Genomic DNA, 20933 nt, shown 5'->3' with positions numbered 1-20933 from the left:
CTAGGTAAGACCGTCGCAGACCGATGCCTCCGCTCCTACAGGCCTGATAGTGGCCTCAATGTAAACGGCACACTGCGAGCTCACCACGATGTTGGCCAGAAGCAAAAAGCTTCCTCGAACAGGCCTGATACATAGATGCAACCGGGTTCCTATGTTCAAAAAAGCAGCTAGACAGTGTGGGCGAGTCCATACATAGGAGCGGGTTTACCCGCGAATGCGATGTCGAATTCACCGCTGCATTCGCGGGTAAACCCGCTCCTACGGGGGCTCAGTACAAGCCATCCGGCAAATTCCGGGCAAAAAAAACCCCGGACTTCGTATGGGGAGGGGGAAGTTCGGGGTCCAAGTCCGGACCGCTAGGGCGGGGTCCAGATATCTGCCAACACTTAACACAACATAGGAGCATCGAAGGGCTTCACCAGCCATTCAGTTACTCTGAGTTCCGCTTCACCGGTTTAGTTCCGAAGCCCACAAAACTATTTGCGATAGTTTCATGAAACTTAAGCACCCCCGGCACTGAGCGGTGCTCGGATCCGCGTCACTACGTCGCAGATCCTACACAGTTTTACCTGCTCAATCAGTGAGCTTCGTCCCAATTCGCACCAACGCCTGCTTCGACAACCAGCGGCACATCCAGCTGCGCGGCCTGACTCATGTGCTGGCGAATTTCATCTTTCACCTGCTGCACCAGGTCCTCGCGTACTTCAAGCACCAGTTCGTCGTGCACCTGCAGGATCACCCGGGCATCCAGCCCGCTCTCGCTCAACCAGTTATCTACCTTGACCATGGCACGCTTGATGATGTCGGCAGCAGTACCCTGCATCGGAGCGTTGATCGCCGTGCGCTCGGCGCCCTTGCGCAGGGCAGGGTTCTTGGCGTTGATATCTGGCAAGTACAGCCGGCGGCCAAACAGGGTTTCGACAAAGCCTTGCTCGGCCGCCTGGGCGCGGGTGCGCTCCATGTAGGCCAGCACGCCTGGGTAGCGGGCAAAGTAGCGGTCGATGTAGTCCTGTGACTGCTTGCGGTCGACGCCGATCTGCTTGGCCAGGCCAAAGGCGCTCATGCCGTAGATCAAGCCGAAGTTGATGGCCTTGGCGCTGCGGCGCTGGTCGGTGGTCACGTCTTCCAGGGCCACACCGAACACTTCGGCTGCTGTGGCGCGGTGCACGTCCAGGTCATTGCGGAAGGCATGCAGCAAGCCTTCGTCCTTGGCCAGGTGGGCCATGATGCGCAGCTCGATCTGTGAATAGTCCGCCGCCAGAAGCTTGTAGCCCGGACTGGCGATGAACGCCTGGCGGATACGCCGCCCTTCAGCGGTGCGGATCGGGATGTTCTGCAAGTTCGGGTCGCTCGACGACAACCGGCCGGTGGCCGCCACGGCCTGCTGGTAGGACGTGTGGATACGCCCGGTGCGCGGGTTGATCTGCCCCGGTAACTTGTCGGTGTAGGTGCTCTTGAGCTTGCTCAGGCTGCGGTACTGCATCAGCACCTCTGGCAGCGGGTAGCCTTGCAAGGCCAGTTCGTCGAGCACTGCTTCGGCGGTGGATGGCTGGCCCTTGGCGGTCTTGCTCAACACCGGCATGCCCAGCTTGTCGTAAAGGATCGTGCCCAGCTGCTTGGGCGAGCCGAGGTTGAACGTCTCACCGGCGAGCTCGTAGGCACGCAGCTCCAGCTCAGCCATCTTCACGCCCAGCTCACCGCTCTGTACTTTCAACAGCTCGGCATCGACCAACGCACCCTGGCGCTCGATCCTGGCCAGCACCGGCACCAGCGGCATCTCGATATCCATCAGCACCGGTTGCACGCTCGGCGTCTGTGCCAGGCGGGCCTGCAATGCATGGTGCAGGCGCAGCGTGATGTCGGCGTCTTCGGCGGCGTAGGGGCCGGCCTTGTCCAGGTTGATCTGGTTGAAGGTAAGCTGCTTGGCACCCTTGCCGGCGATGTCCTCGAAGGCGATCGTGGTGTGGTCGAGGTACTTCTGCGCCAGGCTGTCCATGTCATGACGGGTGGCGGTGGAGTTCAGCACGTACGATTCGAGCATGGTGTCGTAGGCCACGCCGCGCATCTCGATGGCAGGGGAGCCATTGGCGAGGATGTTGATGTCGTACTTGGCGTTCTGCCCGACCTTGGCCTTGGCCGGGTCCTCCAGCAGTGGCTTCAGCGCCAGCAGCACGGCCTCGCGGTCCAGCTGGACCGGCGCGCCTTCATAATCGTGGGCCAGCGGCACATAGGCCGCTTCATGCGGCTCGACTGCGAAGGACAGGCCGACCAACTGCGCCTGCTGGGCGTCCAGGCCGGTGGTCTCGGTGTCGAAGGCAAACAGCGGTGCCTGGCGCAGCTTCTCCAGCCAGGCGTCGAAACGGGCCTGGTCGAGAATGGTTTCGTATTTGGGCTCGACCTTGGCCGCAGGCTCCACGGCCGGGGCGACATCATCACCAGCCTTGGCCGCATCGCGCTGCACTTCGGCGACCCAGCTCTTGAACTCCATCTCGGTGTACAACGCCAGCAACGCCTCGCGGTCAGGTTCACCGCACACCAGCGCCTCGACCTCCACATCCAGCGGCACGTCAACCTTGATGGTGGCCAGCTCGTAGGACAGGAATGCCGCGTCGCGGTGCTCCTCCAGCTTGGCCGGCAAGGTCTTGGCGCCGCGAATGGCCAGCGCTGGCACCTTGTCCAGGTTGGCGTAAAGGTCGCTGAGACCGCCGCCGATGCCGGTCAGCAGCCCCACCGCCGTTTTTTCGCCCACACCCGGCACGCCGGGGATGTTGTCGACCTTGTCACCCATCAGGGCCAGGAAGTCGATGATGTGTTCCGGGCCGACGCCGAATTTCTCGTGCACGCCAGCCACGTCCAGCACGCTTCCGGTCATGGTGTTGACCAAGGTAATGTGCCCGTCCACCAGCTGCGCCATGTCCTTGTCACCGGTCGAGATGATCACCGGGCGACCCAGGGCGGCGCTGCTGCGCGCCAGGGTGCCGATCACGTCGTCAGCCTCGACGCCCTCCACGCACAGCAGCGGGTAGCCCAACGCCTTGACGCTGGCGTGCAGCGGCTCGATCTGTACCCGCAGGTCGTCCGGCATGCTGGGGCGGTTGGCCTTGTACTCGGCGAACATGGCATCGCGGAAAGTGCCGCCCTTGGCGTCGAACACCACGGCGAAGAGGCTGTCGGGGTATTGCTTGCGCAGGCTCTTGAGCATGTTCAGCACACCCTTCACCGCGCCGGTCGGCATGCCCTTGGAGGTGGTCAGCGGTGGCAGCGCGTGGAAGGCGCGATAAAGGTAGGAGGAACCGTCCACCAGGACGAGGGGCGCTTGGCTCATGAGCAGAATCAACCTTTTCGACGGGTCCGGCGCTAGAATAGCCAGAATCATTGACGACAAAGGGACTAGGTTATCATGCGCACACTCAATCGCCTGTTACTGCTCGGCCTGTTGGCAACCATGCCTGTCGTCACCCTGGCGGCGGACGACGCCCCCTCGGCCGATCCCGAGGTGACCATTCGCACGGAAGGCGATAAAACCATCCAGGAATACCGGCAGAACGGCTTCCTGTATGCGATCAAGATCACGCCGAAAAACGGCAAGCCTTATTTTCTGGTACGCGCTGATGGCACTGATGCCAATTTCATTCGATCCGACCAGCCGGACATGCTGATTCCGTCCTGGAAGATCTTCGAGTGGTAAGCTGACGCGCACCGTTCACATCAACCCGGCACTTCCCGGCGGAAGTGCCCGTATGGGCAATTTTTCATCATGTCAGTCTTCACCCCCGTGACCCGGCCTGAGCTGGAAACCTTTCTGGCGCCGTACGAGCTGGGCCGTCTGCTCGACTTCCAGGGCATTGCCGCCGGTACCGAGAACAGCAATTTCTTCGTCAGCCTCGAACAGGGGGAGTTCGTCCTGACGCTGATCGAGCGTGGGCCCAGCGAGGACATGCCGTTCTTCATCGAGCTGCTCGATACCCTGCACGGTGCCGACATGCCGGTGCCCTATGCCATTCGTGATCGCGACGGCAACGGCCTGCGCGAGCTGTGCGGCAAGCCGGCATTGCTGCAGCCCAGGCTGTCGGGCAAACACATCAAGGCACCCAACAACCAGCACTGCGCCCAGGTCGGCGAACTACTGGCACACATTCACCTGGCCACCCGCGAGCACATCATCGAGCGCCGCACCGACCGCGGCCTGGACTGGATGCTGGCCTCGGGTGCCGAGCTACTGCCACGCCTGACTGCGGAGCAAGCCGCATTGCTGCAGCCAGCGCTGGACGAAATCAGCGCACACAAGGCGCAGATCCTGGCCTTGCCGCGGGCCAACCTGCATGCCGACCTGTTCCGCGACAACGTGATGTTCGAAGGCACCCACCTGACCGGTGTGATCGACTTCTACAATGCCTGCTCCGGGCCGATGCTGTATGACATCGCCATCACCGTGAACGACTGGTGCCTGGATGAGCAGGGCGCGGTGGATGTACCACGCGCCCAGGCGCTGCTGGCAGCTTATGCGGCGCTACGGCCGTTCACTGCAGCCGAAGCCGAGCTGTGGCCGGAAATGTTGCGGGTAGGCTGCGTGCGTTTCTGGCTGTCGCGCCTGATTGCGGCCGAGTCGTTCGCCGGGATGGATGTGATGATCCACGATCCGAGCGAGTTCGAAGTGCGTCTGGCGCAGCGCCAGCAGGTGGCTTTGCACCTGCCGTTCGCGCTGTAGACCGCGCCTGCTTCTTCGCGGGCACGCCCGCTCCCACAGGTACAATGACAAACTCAAGGTTTGAGTTTATCTCTGTGGGAGCGGGCGTGCCCGCGAAGGGGCCGGTACAGGCTTACAACTGCTCCAGGCAGCCTGCCAGGTCACCGCCCAGCTTCTCCAGCAAGCGCTCATACCCTTTGCCATCCACCGGATCGGTGCCACCCAAGGCATCCAGCTCGGCCAGGCGAACCGGCAACCCGGCAGTCAGGGTCTCGGCCAATCGCGGCCGCAGTGGTGGCTCGCTGAACACGCAGGTCTTGCCCACTTCCTGAAGACGCTTGCGCATGGCCGCCACATGTTGCGCCCCAGGCTGCACCTCGGATGCCACGCTGAACACGCCCGCGTGCTTCAAGCCATATTCAGCTTCAAAATAGTCGAAGGCTTCGTGGAAGACGAAGTACGGCTTGCCGGCAATACCGGTCACGCGCGCCTTGATACGCCCATCCAACGCATCCAGGCGTTCATCGAAGGCCTTCAGGTTGCTCTGATAGCGAGCCGCATTGGCCGGGTCGACCTGGGCCAGGTCAGCTGCCATTTTTGCCGCGATTACTCGCGCATTGACCGACGATAGCCACAAATGCGCATCCAGGCTGCCTGGGCGGTGATCGTGGTCATGATCGTCATGGTCTTCTTCCTCATGGGAATGGCTGTCCTCGCCAAAGTGGCGCAGCTTCATGCCCGGCAGCGACTGCACAGCCACTGTGGCCTTGCTGCGGCTTCCCAGCACACGCGCAAGGAAGTTCTCCATGTCCGGGCCGATCCAGTACAGCAGGTCGGCATCGCCTACCCGCCGCACGTCGGAGGGACGCAGCGCATAGTGGTGGGGTGAAGCGCCGGGCGGCAGCAGCACGTCAGGGCTGCCAACACCCTCCTGCACGGCAGCGGCAATCTGCTGCAAGGGCTTGATAGTGGTGAGCACACGCACGTCGGCCTGCGCGGATAATGCGATGAAAGCGACAAACAGAGCCAGGAATCGGGACACGGTGGATACTCGAATCTTCAGAAACAGGTAACATAATAACGTCTCTGTCCAGAACCGTCGCTGCCCATGTCCATCACACCGCTGGCCAACCGTCCTCACGACCACTCCCATTGCGTACACAGCGCACTGGCTGAAGCCGACACCTTGTGCACCCGCCAGGGCCTGCGCCTGACAGCCCTGCGCCGCCGTGTGCTGGAGCTGGTGTGGCAGAGCCACAAGCCACTGGGCGCCTACGACATCCTCGCTGTGCTCAGTGAGCAGGACGGCCGCCGCGCCGCGCCGCCCACGGTGTACCGCGCGCTGGACTTCCTGCTGGAAAACGGCCTGGTACATCGCATCGCATCGCTGAACGCCTTCATCGGCTGCAGCCACCCCGAGCACGTGCACCAAGGCCAGTTCCTGATCTGCCGGGCTTGCCATGTAGCCATCGAGCTCGAGCAGAGCAGCATCAGCGAGGCCATCATCAACAGCGCCAAAGGCGTGGGTTTCACGGTCGAGACCCAGACCGTGGAAGTGGTCGGCCTGTGCGGTAACTGCCGGAGCGCGGCATGAGCGACGCCCTGATTCGCCTGGATCAGGTCGGCGTCACCTTTGGCGGCGAGGCGGTGCTCGACAGCATCGACCTGTCGGTCGCCCCAGGCCAGATCGTCACCCTGATTGGCCCCAATGGGGCAGGCAAGACGACCCTGGTGCGCGCCGTACTTGGCCTGCTCAAGCCACATCGCGGCAAGGTATGGCGCAAGCCCAAGCTGCGCATTGGCTACATGCCGCAGAAGATTCAGGTTGATGCCACGCTACCGCTGTCGGTGCTGCGCTTCCTGCGCCTTGTGCCCGGCGTAGACCGCGCGGCAGCCTTGTCGGCGCTGCAGGAAGTGGGCGCCGAGCAGGTCATCGACAGCCCGATCCAGACTATTTCCGGCGGCGAAATGCAACGCGTGCTGCTGGCCCGCGCCTTGCTGCGCGAACCCCAGCTGCTGGTGCTCGACGAACCGGTACAAGGTGTGGACGTGGTCGGCCAGACCGAGCTTTACAACCTCATCACCCGCCTGCGCGACCGCCACGGCTGCGGCGTACTGATGGTGTCCCACGACCTGCACCTGGTCATGAGCGCCACCGACCAGGTGGTGTGCCTGAACCGCCACGTGTGCTGCTCGGGCCACCCTGAGCAAGTCAGCGGTGACCCGGCGTTCGTCGAGCTGTTCGGCAAGACCGCACCGAGCCTGGCCATCTACCACCACCATCACGACCACAGCCATGACCTGCATGGCTCGGTGGTCGCCCCTGGCACCCATGTTCACGGAGAGCACTGCAAGCATGGCTGATTTTCTTCTCTACGCCTTGCTTGCCGGCTTGTCCCTGGCACTGGTTGCAGGCCCACTGGGCTCCTTCGTGGTATGGCGGCGCATGGCCTATTTTGGCGACACCCTATCTCACGCCGCGCTGCTCGGTGTGGCCTTGGGCTTTGCCCTGGATGTCAGCCCCGCACTGGCGGTAACCGTGGGCTGCCTGTTGCTGGCGATTCTGCTGGTGACATTGCAGCAACGCCAGCCGCTGGCCTCCGACACCCTCCTGGGTATCCTGGCCCCCAGCACCTTGTCGCTGGGCCTGGTGGTGCTGAGCTTCATGCACGATGTGCGCATCGACCTGATGGCTTACCTGTTCGGCGATCTGCTGGCCATCAGCACCACCGACCTGGCCTGGATCCTCGGCGGCAGTGCACTGGTCCTGCTGCTGCTCGCTGTGCTGTGGCGGCCGCTGCTGGCGGTTACCGTGCACGAAGAACTGGCCATGGTAGAAGGCCTGCCCGTGGCCGGCTTGCGCATGGCGCTGATGCTGCTGATCGCGGTGGTGATTGCGGTTGCCATGAAAATCGTTGGCGTGTTGCTGATTACCTCACTGCTGATCATTCCTGCCGCTGCGGCACAGCGTCACGCCCGCTCACCAGAGCAGATGGCCCTGGGTGCCAGCCTGCTGGGTGTCACCGCAGTGTGCGGCGGCCTGGCCATGTCCTGGTTCAAGGACACCCCCGCCGGGCCCTCGATCGTGGTCTGCGCCGCGGTGCTATTCTTGCTGAGCCTGGCTCTGCCAAAACGCTGAAAAGCAAGGCGTGTGCAGGCACGCCTTGCAACCTTCGGCCCGTAAAGGGTCTGTAAGGCCTATTTTCGAGCGTGCGCACCTGGGTGTAGACTTGCTCGCTTTTTGCGCAAATAGAGAGTCGCAGGAATGAAGCCGTTCGCCTCCCGTTATCTGCTTGTTGCCGCGTTTTCCCTGATCCTGGCTGCCTGTTCCAATGCGCCGGTCGAACAGGCCACCGCACCTGCTCAAGCAGATGCCTGGCAGCAGTTGCAACAGAACATCGCCAGCAATGAGCTGGCTACCGCCGAAGACCAGCTTGCTGCACTGCAGGCCCAGTCGCCGGATGATGCACGCCTGGAGCAATACCAGCGCCAACTGGCCGAAGCTTACCTGCAACGTAGCCAGATCGTTCTGCAGAAGGGCGATGTAAACGCGGCAGCTACCGCGCTGGCTCGTGCCCGGGCACTGATGCCGCAGGCGCCAGCGGTGACCGGCGGGGATGCCGTGACCCAGGCCCGCAAGGCCGAGCTGGAAAAGGCTGAAGCGGCGCTGAAAGCCGCCGAGGCCAAGCCCGAGGCACGCATCATCGACCCGACAGCGCCAAGTACCGTGGTGGCCTTGAAGACCACTGACAGCCGTGCGCTGCGCCGCCAACTGGACGACATTGCCGCCGATGTGGTGAGTTACCAGTGTGAGGTGGTATTCCAGGTACCGCGCACCGAGGATGCGCCTTGGCTGAAGACTTTGCTGGAAAAGCGCGTGCGCAAGATTGACAGTGGGTTCGAGCTGAAGCAGAAGCATCAGATCCAGCGCTCGCTGCCGGCGCAGGTGGTGCTGGTCCCGCATCAGCAGTAAAAGCTTCGCGGGTAAACCCGCTCCTACATCAGGAGGGGGTTTACCCGCGAAAAGGCCTTGTCAGGCAGGAACAGCTTCAGCTGCCGCCTCCCGCTCCCACACCCGGTGACCTTCAACCGCTTTTACAAAGGCATCCACTGCCTTCTGCTCATCCCCGAGCAACAGCCCCTTGTCCTCCTTGAGCCCCAACGCTTTCGCCAATTCCTTGGTCAGCACCAGCGCCTTCAGGTGCTTGTAACCCTCCAGCACGAAGTGCTTGGCCAATCCGCTAGCCGCCAGCGCATCCGTAGAGGCCTTGCCCGCTGGCACGACAATCCCGTCGAACATGATCGAAGGCATCCCCTCCATCGACGCCGCTACCGGCAGTTGCTTGCCATCCGCCGCCTTCACCGGCGCCGAGGTCGGCCCCAGCAGCATCGGCCGGGCACTGTGCGCTTCCAGGGCCTTTACCAGTTTGTCCACGCTGACAGCGTCCACGCCATCGGCCACCAGCACAGCAATCTTGCGCCCCTTGATACCCACCGAACCTGGGTGGTTCATCTGGCTCAACGCAGGCGATTGCGCCAACTGGCTACCCTTCACCTTCACCGTACCCGCTTTCGGCGCAGGGAGGCCCAGGTTGGCCGCAACTGCCGCCGCCAGCTTCAGGTCGATGTTGGCGAGAATTTCATTCACTTCCCGGGCGCGAATATGTTCACGCTCCACTTTGCCCAACTCGAAGCTGTAAGCCTTGATGATGTGCTGTTGCTCGGTCGGGCTCATGCTCTGGAAGAACAGCCGAGCCTGCGAGAAGTGATCGCCGAACGACTCACTGCGCTGGCGAATCTTGTGCGCATCGATACGCTCCTGATAGCTCTCGAAGCCGCCGTCTTGCGCCGCAGGCGGGGTTTCCTTCGGCCAGCCGCCGTCAATCGAGTTGGGCTCGTAGGAAGCCCGGCCCTTGTGCACGACGTGCTGGTGCAGCGCATCACGCTGGTTGTTGTGGTTCGGCGCTACCGGCCGGTTGATCGGGATCTGGTGGAAGTTCGGCCCACCCAGGCGGCTGATCTGGGTATCGGTGTACGAGAACAACCGGCCCTGCAGCAGCGGGTCGTTGGTAAAGTCGATACCTGGCACGATATGGCCTGGGCAGAACGCCACCTGTTCGACCTCGGCAAAAAAATTGTCCGGGTTGCGGTTGAGCACCATCTTGCCCAGCGGCGTGACGGGTACCAGTTCCTCCGGGATGATCTTGGTCGGGTCCAACAGGTCGAAGTCGAATTTGTGTTCGTCAGCCTCAGGCACAATCTGCACGCCCAGCTCCCATTCCGGGTAGTCACCGGTTTCGATGGCTTCCCATAGGTCACGGCGCTGGAAGTCGGTGTCCTTGCCCGCCAGTTTCTGGGCTTCGTCCCACAGCAGGGAATGCACGCCCTGGCGTGGTTTCCAATGAAACTTGACGAAGCTGGCCACGCCCTCGGCATTGATCAGGCGGAAGGTATGCACGCCAAAGCCTTCCATCATCCGAAGGCTGCGCGGGATGGCGCGGTCAGACATGGCCCACATGACCATATGAGCCGACTCCGGCACCAGCGAGACGAAATCCCAGAAAGTGTCATGAGCCGAACCGCCGGTCGGTATTTCGTTGTGTGGCTCTGGCTTCACCGCGTGGACAAAGTCGGGGAACTTGATGGCATCCTGGATGAAGAACACCGGCATGTTGTTGCCGACCAAGTCGAAATTGCCTTCATCTGTATAGAACTTGACAGCAAAGCCCCGCACATCTCGCACCGTATCGCCCGAACCGCGTGGGCCCTGAACCGTCGAGAAGCGGACAAAAACCGGGGTGATCTTTTCCGGATCTTGCAGGAAGCCGGCCTTGGTCAGCTCGGCGTGGTTGCCATAGCTCTGGAAGAACCCGTGTGCCCCGGTACCGCGGGCGTGCACGATGCGCTCGGGGATACGCTCATGGTCGAAGTGGGTGATTTTCTCGCGCATGATGAAGTCTTCAAGCAGCGAAGGTCCGCGATCACCCGCCTTGAGGGAGTTCTGGTTGTCAGCAATGCGCACGCCTTGGTTGGTCCGCAGCGCCTGCCCGGTCGCATCGCTGCGGTCGGCCTCCAGGCTCTGCAGCTTGGCATTGGTGTTGGCCCTGTCAGGGGTCTGGGTACCGGCGGCCTCGCTGTGCTTGGGCGCATCCGTTTTCTTGCTGGGCATGATCGGCTCTCCTCATCAGTCTTAAGGCGTGCCCGTTCAGGGCTTGTCCAAGTAGTGACTGGAGGGCGTTGCCGAGCGTTCAATCAGGATTACCGGTTGTCGCGATATGCCCGATGGATTGGTGCATGACGAAATAAATGCTAAGAACAGCTATGGGAAAAGGCTAAAATGCGCGACCCCAGCTAACCGCTGACCCAAATTTCAATGCGCCCCACAAGGTTCGCTACGTGATCGAGTTCCAACAGGTACATAAAACCTACCGCGTTGCCGGTAGGGAAATCCCCGCACTGAATCCGACCAGCCTGACCATCGAAGATGGCCAGGTGTTCGGCCTGATCGGCCATTCCGGCGCTGGCAAAAGCACCATGCTGCGCCTGATCAACCGCCTGGAGGAGCCCTCCGGCGGCACGATCATCGTCGACGGCGAAGATGTCACCGCGTTCAACGCCAGCCAGTTGCGCGGCTTCCGCCAGCAGGTCGGGATGATTTTCCAGCACTTCAACCTGCTGGCCTCCAAGACCGTCGCCGACAACGTCGCCCTGCCACTGGCCCTGGCCGGTGAGCTGTCGCGCAGCGAAATCGACAAGCGCGTCACCGAGCTACTGGCTCGCGTTGGCCTGTCGGACCACGCCAAAAAGTACCCGGCGCAGCTGTCTGGCGGCCAGAAGCAGCGCGTCGGCATCGCCCGCGCCCTGTCCACCAACCCGAAGATCCTGCTATGCGACGAGGCCACCAGTGCCCTCGACCCGCAAACCACGGCCTCGGTCCTGCAACTGCTGGCCGAGATCAACCGTGAACTGAAGCTGACCATCGTGTTGATCACTCACGAGATGGACGTGATCCGCCGTGTCTGCGACCGCGTGGCAGTGATGGACGCCGGTCAGATCGTCGAGCAAGGCTCGGTGGCCGAGGTGTTTCTGCACCCGCAGCACCCCACCACCAAGCGCTTCGTCCAGGAAGACGAGCAGGTCGACGAAGGCGAGCAGCGCGACGACTTTGCCCACGTGCCAGGCCGCATCGTACGCCTGACCTTCCAGGGCGACGCCACCTACGCGCCGCTGCTGGGCACCGTGGCCCGCGAAACCGGTGTGGACTACAGCATCCTCGCCGGGCGTATCGACCGCATCAAGGATGTCCCCTATGGCCAGCTCACTCTCGCCCTGATCGGCGGAGACATGGAAGCGGCGTTCGCCCGCTTCAAGGCAGCTGACGTACATATGGAGGTACTGCGTTGATGGACGCCCTGAATTTCTTTGCCAACGTCGACTGGGCCGAAATCTGGCTGGCCACCGTCGATACCATGATCATGCTGTTCGGCTCGCTGTTCTTCACCGTGCTGCTGGGCCTGCCACTGGGCGTGCTGCTGTTCCTCTGCGGGCCAAAGCAGATGTTCGAACAGAAGGGCGTCTATGCGCTGCTGTCGCTGGTGGTCAACATCCTGCGCTCGCTGCCATTCATCATTTTGCTGATCGTGATGATCCCGTTCACCGTGCTGATCACCGGTACCTCGCTGGGCGTTGCAGGCGCCATCCCGCCGCTGGTGGTGGGTGCCACGCCGTTCTTTGCGCGCCTGGTTGAAACCGCCTTGCGTGAAGTGGACCGCGGCATCATCGAAGCCACCCAGTCGATGGGCGCCACCACCCGCCAGATCATCACCAGTGCGCTGCTGCCGGAGGCCCGTCCGGGCATCTTCGCGGCCATAACGGTAACCGCCATCACCCTGGTTTCTTACACTGCCATGGCCGGTGTGGTGGGTGCCGGGGGCCTTGGTGACCTGGCTATCCGCTTCGGGTACCAGCGTTTCCAGACCGATGTGATGGTAGTGACCGTGGTACTGCTGCTGGTACTGGTTCAAGTCCTGCAGAGCGTGGGCGACAAACTGGTCGTGCATTTTTCCCGTAAATAACCCCAATGGGGTCGGCCTGGCCGACCCGTTCGGGGGCCGTCGCGGCCCTCACAAGGAGTGATCAATGAAGAAGCTGCTTGCTGTCGCTGCCGCTGTCGCGGCCTTCTCGGCCCAGGCCGATACCCTTACCGTCGCCGCCACCCCGGTGCCGCACGCCGAGATCCTCAACTTCGTCAAACCACAGCTGGCGAAAGAAGGCGTAGAGCTGAAGGTCAAGGAATTCACCGACTACATCCAGCCGAACGTGCAGGTGGCGGAAAAGCGCCTGGACGCCAACTTCTTCCAGCACCAGCCTTACCTGGATGAATTCAACAAGGCCAAGGGTACCCAGCTGGTGAGCGTGGCCGGCGTGCACATCGAGCCACTGGGCGTGTATTCGACCAAGATCAAGAAACTGGACGAGCTGTCCTCCGGCGCCACCGTGGTCATCCCCAACGACGCCACCAACGGCGGCCGCGCCTTGCTGCTGCTGGACAAGGCGGGCGTGATCAAGCTCAAGGACAACAAGAACATCCTGTCGACCGTGAAGGATGTTGCCGAAAACCCGAAAAACGTGAAGTTCCGTGAGCTGGAAGCCGCCACCATCCCGCGTGTGCTGACCCAGGTAGATGCCGCCCTGATCAACACCAACTACGCGCTGGAAGCCAAGCTGAACCCGGAAAAAGACGCGCTGGCCATCGAGGGCAGCGACTCGCCTTACGTGAACATCCTGGTTGCCCGCCCGGACAACAAGGACTCGGACGACATGAAGAAACTGGCGGCTGCACTGCACTCGCCTGCGGTGAAGCAGTTCATCATCGAGAAGTACAAAGGCGCTGTGGTTCCGGCGTTCTGATCCAACATCCCCGGGGCCGCTTTGCGGCCCTTTCGCGACGCAAGGCCGCTCCCACAAGGTAAGGCGTACGCCGATCCATGTGGGAGCAACTGTCTTGCTCAATTTCTAAAAGCTGGCGCGATCCCTGGACTGCCCCCCAAAAGTTGGACAGTTTTAAGCTGCAGCCTGAGCCCTGTACTCCACAGGGCTCAGGCCATTGAGCCTCAGCTTGATGCGATCATGGTTGTAGTAGTGAATGTACTCATCCAGACCCGCTCTCAGCTCATCAATGCTCTCGAAACGCTTCAGGTAGAAAAACTCAGATTTGAGCGTGCCGAAGAAGCTTTCCATGGCCGCGTTGTCCAGGCAATTGCCTTTTCGAGACATGCTCTGCTTTACCCCACATTCGCTTAGCTTACGGCGGTATTGCGCCTGCTGGTAATGCCATCCCTGATCCGAATGCAGCACGAGCTTCGGTTTCTCTCCCAGGCAATCGAGCGCTTTGCCAAGCATGTTCCCAACCAGGCTATAGCACGGGCGGCTGGCCATTTCGTAGGCCACGATTTCGCCGTTGTACAAATCCATCACGGGCGACAGATAGAGCTTCTGTTGAGCTACTTTGAACTCGGTTACGTCAGTCACCCACTTCTGGTTTGGGCGTTGAGCGACAAAATTTCGCTCCAGTACATTCGCTGCCACTTTGCCGACGGTACCTCGATAGGAGCGATATTTCTTGGGGCGCACTACTGATTTCAATCCCTGCTCAGCCATCAGCCGTTCAATGACCTTCTTGTTCACCCGCTTTTCCTTCCTGATTACGAGTGCGACACGGCGATAACCATAAAGCCGTTTCTGCTCGTGATAGACGCGATGCACCAATGCCTTGAGCTCAGCATGCCGGTCTGGCTTCTGCTGAGCTTTGAGCTGGTAGTAGAAGGTGCTGCGCGCCAGCTCGACCAACTGAAGGAGGTCAGGCAAAGGAAACCTGCGCTTGAGTTTGGAAACGATCAGGACTTTTTCCCGCGTGTTCGTTCCTTTTCCTCGCGCAGAGCCTTGAGCTCCTTTAGGACAGCATTCTCCATGCGCAGGTACTCAAGTTCAGCCATCAGCTGATCTCGAGACTTCTGATCATCATTGGTATCGGTGGGTTTGGCAGGCTTGATCTTCTTCGACACGTCGATTGGCTTTCTTGGCTTGGTGGCAGTAGAGGGTGCAGGACTGCCACTGTAGTACTGCCGCTGCCAAATGCCTATCTGAGAGGACTGCCCAAGACCAAAGTGGGCAGCAGTCTGGCGCAGCGAAAGCCGATGCTCGTGCATATAGCTAAGCACCTGCTGTTTGAAATCACTGGTATAGCGCCGCCCATGCGAGCCTGGACCAATGCCATTATTGGCCTGATAACTGGCCACCCAGCGTCGAAGCAGGCTGAAATCGATACCTAAGTGTTGAGCCACCTTTCTGAAACCGTTGCTGCCATCCAGGTAGGCTGTGATCGCTGTGAGCTTGAATTGCTCGGTGTACTTACCCATAGATCCCCCAAGGGTTGGATTGGTGTCCAACTTCTTGGGGGCAGTCCACCCTGTGGGAGCGGGCTTGCCCGCGAACACGGGCGAAGCCCGTGCCATCCACCACGGTGTTGGCTTTGCGGGCAAGCCCGCTTCCACGCGGCTCACGCTTGTGTCGCGAAAGGCCTGCGCAGCAGGCCCAGCACTCTCAATCCCGCTTGACCAGCCCCGGCAACTGCGCCCCCAGCTTCTGGTTGTTGAACGGCGCCCGAATGAACCCCCGCTGTCGCCCATCCGGCCCGACGATCGCCAGATTACCGCTGTGATCCACGGTATACCCCGGCTTGCTGGTATCCGCCGGAATGAACGGAATGCTCAAGGCATTGGCCAGCTTCTGGGTATCCTCGATCGACCCCGCCACGCCGACAAAGTCCTTGTCGAAATAGCCCAGATACTGCTTTAGCTGGTTCGGCGTATCGCGGTTAGGGTCCACGCTCACCAACACCACCTGCAGCCGGTCGACGGCATCCTTGGGCAGCTCGCTCTTCACCTGGCGCAGCTGGGCCAGGGTGGTCGGGCAGATGTCCGGGCAGTAGGTGTAGCCAAAGAACAGCAGCGACCATTTGCCCTTGAGGTCATCCATCTGCACCGGCTGGCCGTCCTGGTTGGTCATGGTGACATCAGCCACGGCTCGGCTCTGCGGCAGCAGGATGATGCCCGCATCGATCAGCTCGGCAGGGTTGGGCTGGTCACGACCATTAAGCACCTTGTTGACGGTCAGGCCCAGGATCAACGCGACCAGGGCAACGAGGATGAAGACGGTTTTCTGGGTTCGGGTCATAGGTTCAGCAACAGGTAGTGGTCAAGAAGCAACGCAATGAACAGCGCGAACAGGTAGCCGATAGAGTACTTGAAGGTGCCGATCGCCGCGTGCGGCCGGCTGCTACGGTACAACACCCAAGCCCATTGCAGGAAGCGCAGGCCCAAGGCCAGGGCACAGACCAGGTACAGCGGGCCACTCATGTGGATGGCATACGGGAGCAGGCTCACTGCCAAAAGGATCAGGGTGTACAGCAGGATATGCAGTTTGGTGTAGCGCTCGCCGTGGGTCACCGGCAACATCGGGATATCGGCCTTGGCGTATTCCTCCTTGCGGTGGATGGCCAGCGCCCAGAAATGCGGCGGGGTCCAGGCGAAAATGATCAGCACAAGCAGCAAGGGTTCGGCGCTGACATGGCCGCTTACCGCCACCCAGCCGAGCAACGGCGGAGCGGCCCCGGCCAGGCCACCGATGACGATGTTCTGTGGCGTGGCGCGCTTGAGAAAGCCGGTGTAGAGCACCGCATAACCGAGTAATGAGGCCAGGGTCAGCCAGGCGGTGAGGGCGTTGGTGAACACCAGCAGCAGGACCATGCCCAGCAGCGCCAGGGCCAAGGCGAACAACAGCGCCGGCAGGGGCTCGACTCGGCCTTGAGCCAAAGGCCGTTTGTGGGTGCGTGCCATCAGCGCATCGATGCGCCGATCCACCACATGATTGACCACTGCCGCGCCACCCGCGCACAGGCCGATACCCAGGTTGCCGAACAACAGCACGCTCCAGCTGACGCCCGCCCGGGTGGCCAGGAACATGCCCGCCAGCGAGGTGATCAGCATCAGCACCACCACCTTGGGCTTGGTCAGCTCGAGGTAATCGCGCCAGCGGGCCCGTCGTACGCTTAGAAGCGTCGCCACGAGTCGTTCCTCATATGATGGGAAATGCCCACCCCGACCACCGGCCGCAGACGCCAGCCATGGCCGACACCCACTCGAACCTTGTCGACCACTCGAATGCGGTAGTTCACCAGCACCATGCTCAGCAGCAGCATCGCCCCGCCGGCATTGTGCGCAACAGCCACCGCCAGCGGCAGGTGGAACACCACGTTGCTGATGCCCAGGCCCACTTGCAGGGCCAGCGCCAGCAGCACCAGCCGCGACAGGCCGGGGAGACCACAGCGGTGCAGCTTCCAGCTGAGCATCAGCAGCACGCAGGTCACCAGCAGCGCGCCCAGCCTGTGGCTGATGTGGATGGCCGTACGCGCATCACTGTCCAGCTGTCCGCCCAGGTAATTGGGGCCGACGTGCTGGGTCAGGTGGAAGCCGTTGCTGAAGTCCGCCGCTGGCCACCACTGGCCATGGCAGGTCGGCAGGTCGATGCAGGCCACGGCGGCGTAGTTGGCGCTGACCCAACCGCCCAGGGCGATCTGGCCGATTACCACCAGCAGCGCCAGCGCAGCGATCCGGCGCAGGCTCAGCGGCAGTTTCGGCAAGGGCGCAAAGGCCCGGGACAGACGCAGAGACAACAGAAACAGCAAGCTCAACGTGGTAAAGCCACCCAGCAAGTGCGCCGTGACCACCTGCGGCCATAGTTTCAGGGTGACCGTCCACATACCGAAGGCTGCCTGGGCCAGCACCACACCCAGTAGCAGCATCGGCAGGCGATAAGGCTGCCCATCGCGTGCATGCCGGCGCATTGCCTGGAAAGCGAGCAGGGCGATCACCACGGCCAGGCTACCGGCAAAGTAGCGGTGGACCATCTCGGCCCAGCCCTTGGCAGCTTCCACCGGGTGCTCAGGAAAGTGCAGCTCGGCATGGGCCAACTGCGCTTCACTCTTGGGCACGCTGATAAAGCCATAGCACCCGGGCCAGTCGGGGCAACCGAGGCCGGCGTGGGTCAGGCGGGTATAGGCACCGAGCAGGACGACCAGCAGTGCCAGCAGGGTGGCGAACACAGCAAGGCGAAATCCAGGTCTGGCCATGGCAGGCTCCTAGCCGATATTGGACAGCTTGAGCAGGTGGCGCAGGTCATCCAGCACATGCTTGCCGTTGACCTTGCCGTCGTAGCGCAGCACCAGGTTGCCGTGCGGGTCGACGATCCACAGCTGCGGGCCGGGCTCGGCAACCTTCTGCTGGTAGCGTTGCGCATCCAGCGGGTAGCGCTGCAACTGCGGGTACTCGCGGCCGAGCAGTGCCTGATAGTCGGCACTCAGCGGCTGGGCGGCGGCCAGCGCATGGCTGGCGCGGCTGGCATCACGCCCCAGCCCGACCTGAATCTGCCGAGCCAGGTACACCAGGCGCTGACAGTCTTCGGTGCAGGCCTGGGGTGCGCTGACCAGCAACTGCCAGCGATCGTCCTGCCCCGCCACGCCGAGATCGGCACGGCTTTCCCCATTGCCAATCATGGCGCCATGGTAGCTGCGGCCTTCCGGTACCCAGAATTTGAGCTTGTACATGCTGGTGGCCAGAACCATTGGCCCAAGCACCACCAGCAGGATCAGCAAAAGCTGCAAACGCCCACGGGCTCTGGGTTTGCTACGTTCAGGCGCGTCCAGTGGAGTGGCGGTGGCCATGGCGTTTCTCCTTGTTTTGATGCCAGCCGAAGTAGAGGTAGAGCAGAACCAGAGCGGTAGCCAGGGCAAACCACTGCACGGCATAGCCGACGTGTTTATCGGGGCTCATGGCGACAACCGGCCAGTCCAGGCGATAGCTCGCAGGGCCCGGCTCCAGGCGCAATTCCTGGGCGAAGCCTTCGCGATCAAGCTGTTGCCATAGCTGCGCGGCATCGATAGCGGTCAACAGATGCGGCCATTGCCCGCCGATGGGGTCCGGGTGCAGCTGGAAGGTGCTACCGGGCGCGACATACACAGAGGCATCCAGCGCCAAGGCCTGGGCAGGGGTTTCGAAGTGCACCGGCACCCGGCGGTCCAGCCACGGCAGCCAGCCACGATTGATCAGCAACCACAGGCCGCTGGCTTGGTCGTGGAAGGGCTGCAGCAGCTCGACACCGGCTTTGCCGTCGCGCATGCGGTTGTCCAGCAGCACGCTGTGCTCGGCGTCGAAGCGGCCATACAGGTGCACGCGGCGGAAGGCGTTGTCTTCTTTCGAGAAGAGCTGGGCGGTGGCGATCGGTGCTTCAACCCGCCGTTCTGCATAGGTGGCCAGCAGCACGCGCTTTTCCTCGGCACGGCCGAGTTGCCAGCAACCAAGCGCAATCAGCCCCGGCAGCAATGCAAGCACCACCAGCGTCGGTACCCAGCCTGGGCGAAACGGCCTCACGGGCGCCTCGCTATACTTATCCACATCACCGCATCCCCCGGGAGTAACGCCATGCTCAAGGCCGCGATTGTCCTGATGCTGTTGGCCACGATTGCCAGCCTGTTCAGTGGCCTGGTGTTTCTGGTCAAGGATGATGAAAACTCGACCCGTCTGCTCAAGGCGCTGACCATACGGGTGACCCTGGCAGCCCTGACCATAGGCCTGGTCGCCTGGGGCTTGATCAGCGGTCAACTGGTCTCCCACGCCCCTTTCTGAAGCGCTCACCCGCCCCTACAGGGTTTTCGTATTCACAACACATAGACAAAGATGAACAACCCCACCCACACCACATCGACGAAGTGCCAGTACCAACTGGCTGCCTCGAAGCCGAAGTGTTTTTCTGGGTTGAAATGCCCGCGCAGAATGCGCACGAACATCACGATCAGAATGATCGTGCCCAATGTCACGTGGGCGCCGTGAAACCCGGTAAGCATGAAAAACGTCGCACCGTAGATCCCTGAACCCAGTGTCAGCCCCAGCTTGGTATAGGCCTCGTGGTACTCGAAGGCCTGCAGTGCGATAAAGCTGATGCCCAGGACAATGGTCAGCGCCATCCAGAATTTCAGCGGGCCGCGGTGGTCACGGCGCAAGGCGTGGTGGGCAATGGTGATTGTCACACTGGAACTGACCAGCAGGATGGTGTTGATCAGCGGCAGGTGCCACGGGTCGATCACTTCCTTGGGGGGTGGAAACAGCTTGGGGTCGGGGGTATGCAGCAGCGGCCAGGTGAATTCGAAGGTTGGCCACAGCATGTGTGCAACACCTTTGGCTCCTTCGCCACCCAGCCACGGCCCCGCCAGTACGCGCACATAGAACAGCGCACCGAAGAAGGCCAGGAAGAACATCACTTCGGAGAAGATGAACCAGCTCATGCCCCAGCGGAACGAGCGGTCCAGTTGCGGGCTGTACAACCCGGCGCGGCTCTCCTTGACCACTGCTCCAAACCAGCCGAACAGCATGTAGGCCAGAAACAACGCACCCACGAAGAAAATCAGCGGCCCGTGGGAATCCGGGTGGCCCGCCTTCATGTCGTTGAACCAGGTACCCAGGCCGAATACCGTGATGAACATGCCGATGGTGGCGATGATCGGCCATTTGCTCTGCGCCGGAACGTAGTAGTGCTCATGACTTGCCATTGCTGTTCTCCTTCCCTTAACGGGCGCCCTGGACGTCCTGCGCCGCAACGTGCGCGACCGGCGGGTGGCGAGCGGTGATGTCGAACAAGGTGTAGGCCAGTGTCAGGTGCTTCACGCTGGCCGGCAGGTCGCGGTCGACGATGAAGCGCACCGGCATCTCGATGCGTTCGCCGGGCTGCAGCACCTGCTGGGTAAAGCAGAAGCACTCGGTCTTGTGGAAGTAGGCCGCGGCCTCGGCCGGGGTAATGCTGGGTATTGCCTGCGCACTCATCGGCCGGTCGGTCGGGTTGTGGGCAATGAAGATCATCTGGTTCACCGCCCCCGGGTTGACCTCCAGCTGGTCGGCAGTGGAGTAGAAGTCCCAGACCATGTCGCTGGCATTGGTCGACATGAACTGCACCCGCACAGCACGCGTCGGGTCACTGACCTGGCTACCTTCGTACTGGCCGCCGGTCTTGCCGTTGATACCGAAGGCTTTGCACATGACGTCGTAGATCGGCACCAGCGCGAAGCCGAAGGCGAACATCACCACCGTCAGCATCAACAGGCGCGTTACCAGGCGTTTCACCGACAGGCCGTTCATGG

The 20933-nt window shown here is 61.8% G+C and carries 21 protein-coding genes; 10 read left to right on the top strand and 11 right to left on the bottom strand.

Translation table 11 applies throughout. The features are described from left to right. Window positions 1–577 precede the first annotated feature (577 nt). On the bottom strand, window positions 578–3325 hold the full coding sequence (gene polA, locus ACI7M0_RS00395; RefSeq protein ID WP_129933909.1) for a DNA polymerase I: 2748 nt from the start codon (window positions 3323–3325) through the stop codon (window positions 578–580). 75 nt (window positions 3326–3400) lie between these two features. Here polA and ACI7M0_RS00390 point away from each other — a divergent pair, with 75 nt between their 5' ends. Both ACI7M0_RS00390 and ACI7M0_RS00385 read left to right on the top strand, forming a co-directional pair. Then, the gene (locus ACI7M0_RS00390) at window positions 3401–3688 is read left to right on the top strand and encodes a DUF2782 domain-containing protein (protein WP_010951520.1); all 288 of its coding nucleotides are present in this window, start codon (window positions 3401–3403) and stop codon (window positions 3686–3688) included. Between the two features lie 69 nt (window positions 3689–3757). After that, a complete protein-coding gene (locus tag ACI7M0_RS00385) occupies window positions 3758–4708 on the top strand; it encodes a homoserine kinase (RefSeq protein ID WP_003252998.1) in 951 nt (316 codons plus the stop codon). Window positions 4709–4820: 112 nt separating this feature from the next. On the opposite strand, the gene ACI7M0_RS00380 is transcribed toward ACI7M0_RS00385, so the two are convergent. Beyond that, entirely contained in the window at window positions 4821–5729 is a 909-nt protein-coding gene (locus ACI7M0_RS00380) for a zinc ABC transporter substrate-binding protein (RefSeq protein ID WP_104960547.1), read from the bottom strand. A gap of 66 nt (window positions 5730–5795) precedes the next feature. On the opposite strand from ACI7M0_RS00380, the gene zur reads away from it, so the two are divergent. The 4 genes from zur (at window position 5796) to ACI7M0_RS00360 (ending at window position 8660) form a co-directional block, all read left to right on the top strand. Continuing rightward, entirely contained in the window at window positions 5796–6281 is a 486-nt protein-coding gene (zur, locus tag ACI7M0_RS00375; RefSeq protein ID WP_020191160.1) for a zinc uptake transcriptional repressor Zur, read from the top strand. Further along, window positions 6278–7051, top strand: a complete 774-nt coding sequence (gene znuC / locus ACI7M0_RS00370) for a zinc ABC transporter ATP-binding protein ZnuC (protein ID WP_010951517.1) — start codon at window positions 6278–6280, stop codon at window positions 7049–7051. Before zur ends, znuC begins: the two co-directional genes overlap by 4 nt. Continuing rightward, window positions 7044–7826 carry a zinc ABC transporter permease subunit ZnuB gene (gene znuB / locus ACI7M0_RS00365; RefSeq protein ID WP_004575255.1) on the top strand — a complete coding sequence of 261 codons (783 nt, stop codon included), beginning with the start codon at window positions 7044–7046 and terminating at the stop codon, window positions 7824–7826. The genes znuC and znuB overlap by 8 nt, the downstream gene beginning before the upstream one ends. Before the next feature lie 126 nt (window positions 7827–7952). Beyond that, a complete protein-coding gene (locus ACI7M0_RS00360; protein WP_010951515.1) occupies window positions 7953–8660 on the top strand; it encodes a PA5502 family lipoprotein in 708 nt (235 codons plus the stop codon). Window positions 8661–8720: 60 nt separating this feature from the next. Here ACI7M0_RS00360 and katE read toward each other — a convergent pair whose 3' ends face one another. Next, window positions 8721–10856, bottom strand: a complete 2136-nt coding sequence (gene katE / locus ACI7M0_RS00355; protein ID WP_104960546.1) for a catalase HPII — start codon at window positions 10854–10856, stop codon at window positions 8721–8723. A 227-nt stretch (window positions 10857–11083) separates the two neighbouring features. Between katE and ACI7M0_RS00350 the strand changes: the two genes are divergently transcribed. The 3 genes from ACI7M0_RS00350 (at window position 11084) to ACI7M0_RS00340 (ending at window position 13597) form a co-directional block, all read left to right on the top strand. Next, window positions 11084–12091, top strand: a complete 1008-nt coding sequence (locus ACI7M0_RS00350) for a methionine ABC transporter ATP-binding protein (RefSeq protein WP_003253013.1) — start codon at window positions 11084–11086, stop codon at window positions 12089–12091. Then, a complete protein-coding gene (locus tag ACI7M0_RS00345; protein WP_010951513.1) occupies window positions 12091–12762 on the top strand; it encodes a methionine ABC transporter permease in 672 nt (223 codons plus the stop codon). The genes ACI7M0_RS00350 and ACI7M0_RS00345 overlap by 1 nt, the downstream gene beginning before the upstream one ends. Before the next feature lie 64 nt (window positions 12763–12826). Beyond that, window positions 12827–13597 carry a MetQ/NlpA family ABC transporter substrate-binding protein gene (locus tag ACI7M0_RS00340; RefSeq protein ID WP_020191163.1) on the top strand — a complete coding sequence of 257 codons (771 nt, stop codon included), beginning with the start codon at window positions 12827–12829 and terminating at the stop codon, window positions 13595–13597. A 153-nt stretch (window positions 13598–13750) separates the two neighbouring features. On the opposite strand, the gene ACI7M0_RS00335 is transcribed toward ACI7M0_RS00340, so the two are convergent. From ACI7M0_RS00335 to ACI7M0_RS00310, 6 genes are all read right to left on the bottom strand, one after another. Beyond that, window positions 13751–15105, bottom strand: a protein-coding gene (locus tag ACI7M0_RS00335) for an IS3 family transposase (RefSeq protein ID WP_405314508.1) whose coding sequence is annotated in 2 segments (ribosomal slippage) — window positions 13751–14629 and window positions 14632–15105 — 1353 coding nt in all. Because the reading frame shifts where the segments join, the coding sequence is not laid out codon by codon here. 184 nt (window positions 15106–15289) lie between these two features. Further along, on the bottom strand, window positions 15290–15922 hold the full coding sequence (locus ACI7M0_RS00330; RefSeq protein WP_003253019.1) for an SCO family protein: 633 nt from the start codon (window positions 15920–15922) through the stop codon (window positions 15290–15292). After that, the gene (gene cyoE, locus ACI7M0_RS00325) at window positions 15919–16812 is read right to left on the bottom strand and encodes a heme o synthase (protein WP_010951511.1); all 894 of its coding nucleotides are present in this window, start codon (window positions 16810–16812) and stop codon (window positions 15919–15921) included. The genes ACI7M0_RS00330 and cyoE overlap by 4 nt, the downstream gene beginning before the upstream one ends. Continuing rightward, window positions 16797–17876, bottom strand: coding sequence for a heme A synthase (locus ACI7M0_RS00320; protein ID WP_104960545.1), 1080 nt, complete (start codon window positions 17874–17876; stop codon window positions 16797–16799). Before ACI7M0_RS00320 ends, cyoE begins: the two co-directional genes overlap by 16 nt. A gap of 9 nt (window positions 17877–17885) precedes the next feature. After that, window positions 17886–18467 carry a hypothetical protein gene (locus ACI7M0_RS00315; RefSeq protein WP_020191167.1) on the bottom strand — a complete coding sequence of 194 codons (582 nt, stop codon included), beginning with the start codon at window positions 18465–18467 and terminating at the stop codon, window positions 17886–17888. Next, a complete protein-coding gene (locus ACI7M0_RS00310; RefSeq protein ID WP_104960544.1) occupies window positions 18436–19173 on the bottom strand; it encodes an SURF1 family protein in 738 nt (245 codons plus the stop codon). The genes ACI7M0_RS00315 and ACI7M0_RS00310 overlap by 32 nt, the downstream gene beginning before the upstream one ends. Before the next feature lie 51 nt (window positions 19174–19224). Between ACI7M0_RS00310 and ACI7M0_RS00305 the strand changes: the two genes are divergently transcribed. Beyond that, entirely contained in the window at window positions 19225–19428 is a 204-nt protein-coding gene (locus tag ACI7M0_RS00305) for a twin transmembrane helix small protein (protein WP_020191169.1), read from the top strand. A gap of 32 nt (window positions 19429–19460) precedes the next feature. On the opposite strand, the gene ACI7M0_RS00300 is transcribed toward ACI7M0_RS00305, so the two are convergent. Then, a complete protein-coding gene (locus ACI7M0_RS00300; protein WP_020191170.1) occupies window positions 19461–20348 on the bottom strand; it encodes a cytochrome c oxidase subunit 3 in 888 nt (295 codons plus the stop codon). A 16-nt stretch (window positions 20349–20364) separates the two neighbouring features. Then, the gene (locus ACI7M0_RS00295; protein ID WP_003253035.1) at window positions 20365–20931 is read right to left on the bottom strand and encodes a cytochrome c oxidase assembly protein; all 567 of its coding nucleotides are present in this window, start codon (window positions 20929–20931) and stop codon (window positions 20365–20367) included. Window positions 20932–20933: the final 2 nt, after the last annotated feature.

Origin of the sequence: Pseudomonas sp. 10(2024) (assembly GCF_045164175.1) — a bacterium.
In the GTDB taxonomy this organism is placed as follows: Bacteria; Pseudomonadota; Gammaproteobacteria; order Pseudomonadales; family Pseudomonadaceae; genus Aquipseudomonas; species Aquipseudomonas alloputida.
This window is presented reverse-complemented; position numbering and strand designations above follow the sequence as displayed.

Coding starts and splice junctions, on each gene's coding strand:
- ACI7M0_RS00300 (WP_020191170.1), bottom strand. CDS start 20,348: ATGGCAAGTCATGAGCACTACTACGTTCCGGCGCAGAGCAAATGGCCG.
- ACI7M0_RS00360 (WP_010951515.1), top strand. CDS start 7,953: ATGAAGCCGTTCGCCTCCCGTTATCTGCTTGTTGCCGCGTTTTCCCTG.
- polA (WP_129933909.1), bottom strand. CDS start 3,325: ATGAGCCAAGCGCCCCTCGTCCTGGTGGACGGTTCCTCCTACCTTTAT.
- ACI7M0_RS00345 (WP_010951513.1), top strand. CDS start 12,091: ATGGACGCCCTGAATTTCTTTGCCAACGTCGACTGGGCCGAAATCTGG.
- katE (WP_104960546.1), bottom strand. CDS start 10,856: ATGCCCAGCAAGAAAACGGATGCGCCCAAGCACAGCGAGGCCGCCGGT.
- ACI7M0_RS00385 (WP_003252998.1), top strand. CDS start 3,758: ATGTCAGTCTTCACCCCCGTGACCCGGCCTGAGCTGGAAACCTTTCTG.
- ACI7M0_RS00330 (WP_003253019.1), bottom strand. CDS start 15,922: ATGACCCGAACCCAGAAAACCGTCTTCATCCTCGTTGCCCTGGTCGCG.
- ACI7M0_RS00320 (WP_104960545.1), bottom strand. CDS start 17,876: ATGGCCAGACCTGGATTTCGCCTTGCTGTGTTCGCCACCCTGCTGGCA.
- znuC (WP_010951517.1), top strand. CDS start 6,278: ATGAGCGACGCCCTGATTCGCCTGGATCAGGTCGGCGTCACCTTTGGC.
- znuB (WP_004575255.1), top strand. CDS start 7,044: ATGGCTGATTTTCTTCTCTACGCCTTGCTTGCCGGCTTGTCCCTGGCA.
- ACI7M0_RS00315 (WP_020191167.1), bottom strand. CDS start 18,467: ATGGCCACCGCCACTCCACTGGACGCGCCTGAACGTAGCAAACCCAGA.
- ACI7M0_RS00340 (WP_020191163.1), top strand. CDS start 12,827: ATGAAGAAGCTGCTTGCTGTCGCTGCCGCTGTCGCGGCCTTCTCGGCC.
- ACI7M0_RS00305 (WP_020191169.1), top strand. CDS start 19,225: ATGCTCAAGGCCGCGATTGTCCTGATGCTGTTGGCCACGATTGCCAGC.
- zur (WP_020191160.1), top strand. CDS start 5,796: ATGTCCATCACACCGCTGGCCAACCGTCCTCACGACCACTCCCATTGC.
- ACI7M0_RS00390 (WP_010951520.1), top strand. CDS start 3,401: ATGCGCACACTCAATCGCCTGTTACTGCTCGGCCTGTTGGCAACCATG.
- ACI7M0_RS00295 (WP_003253035.1), bottom strand. CDS start 20,931: ATGAACGGCCTGTCGGTGAAACGCCTGGTAACGCGCCTGTTGATGCTG.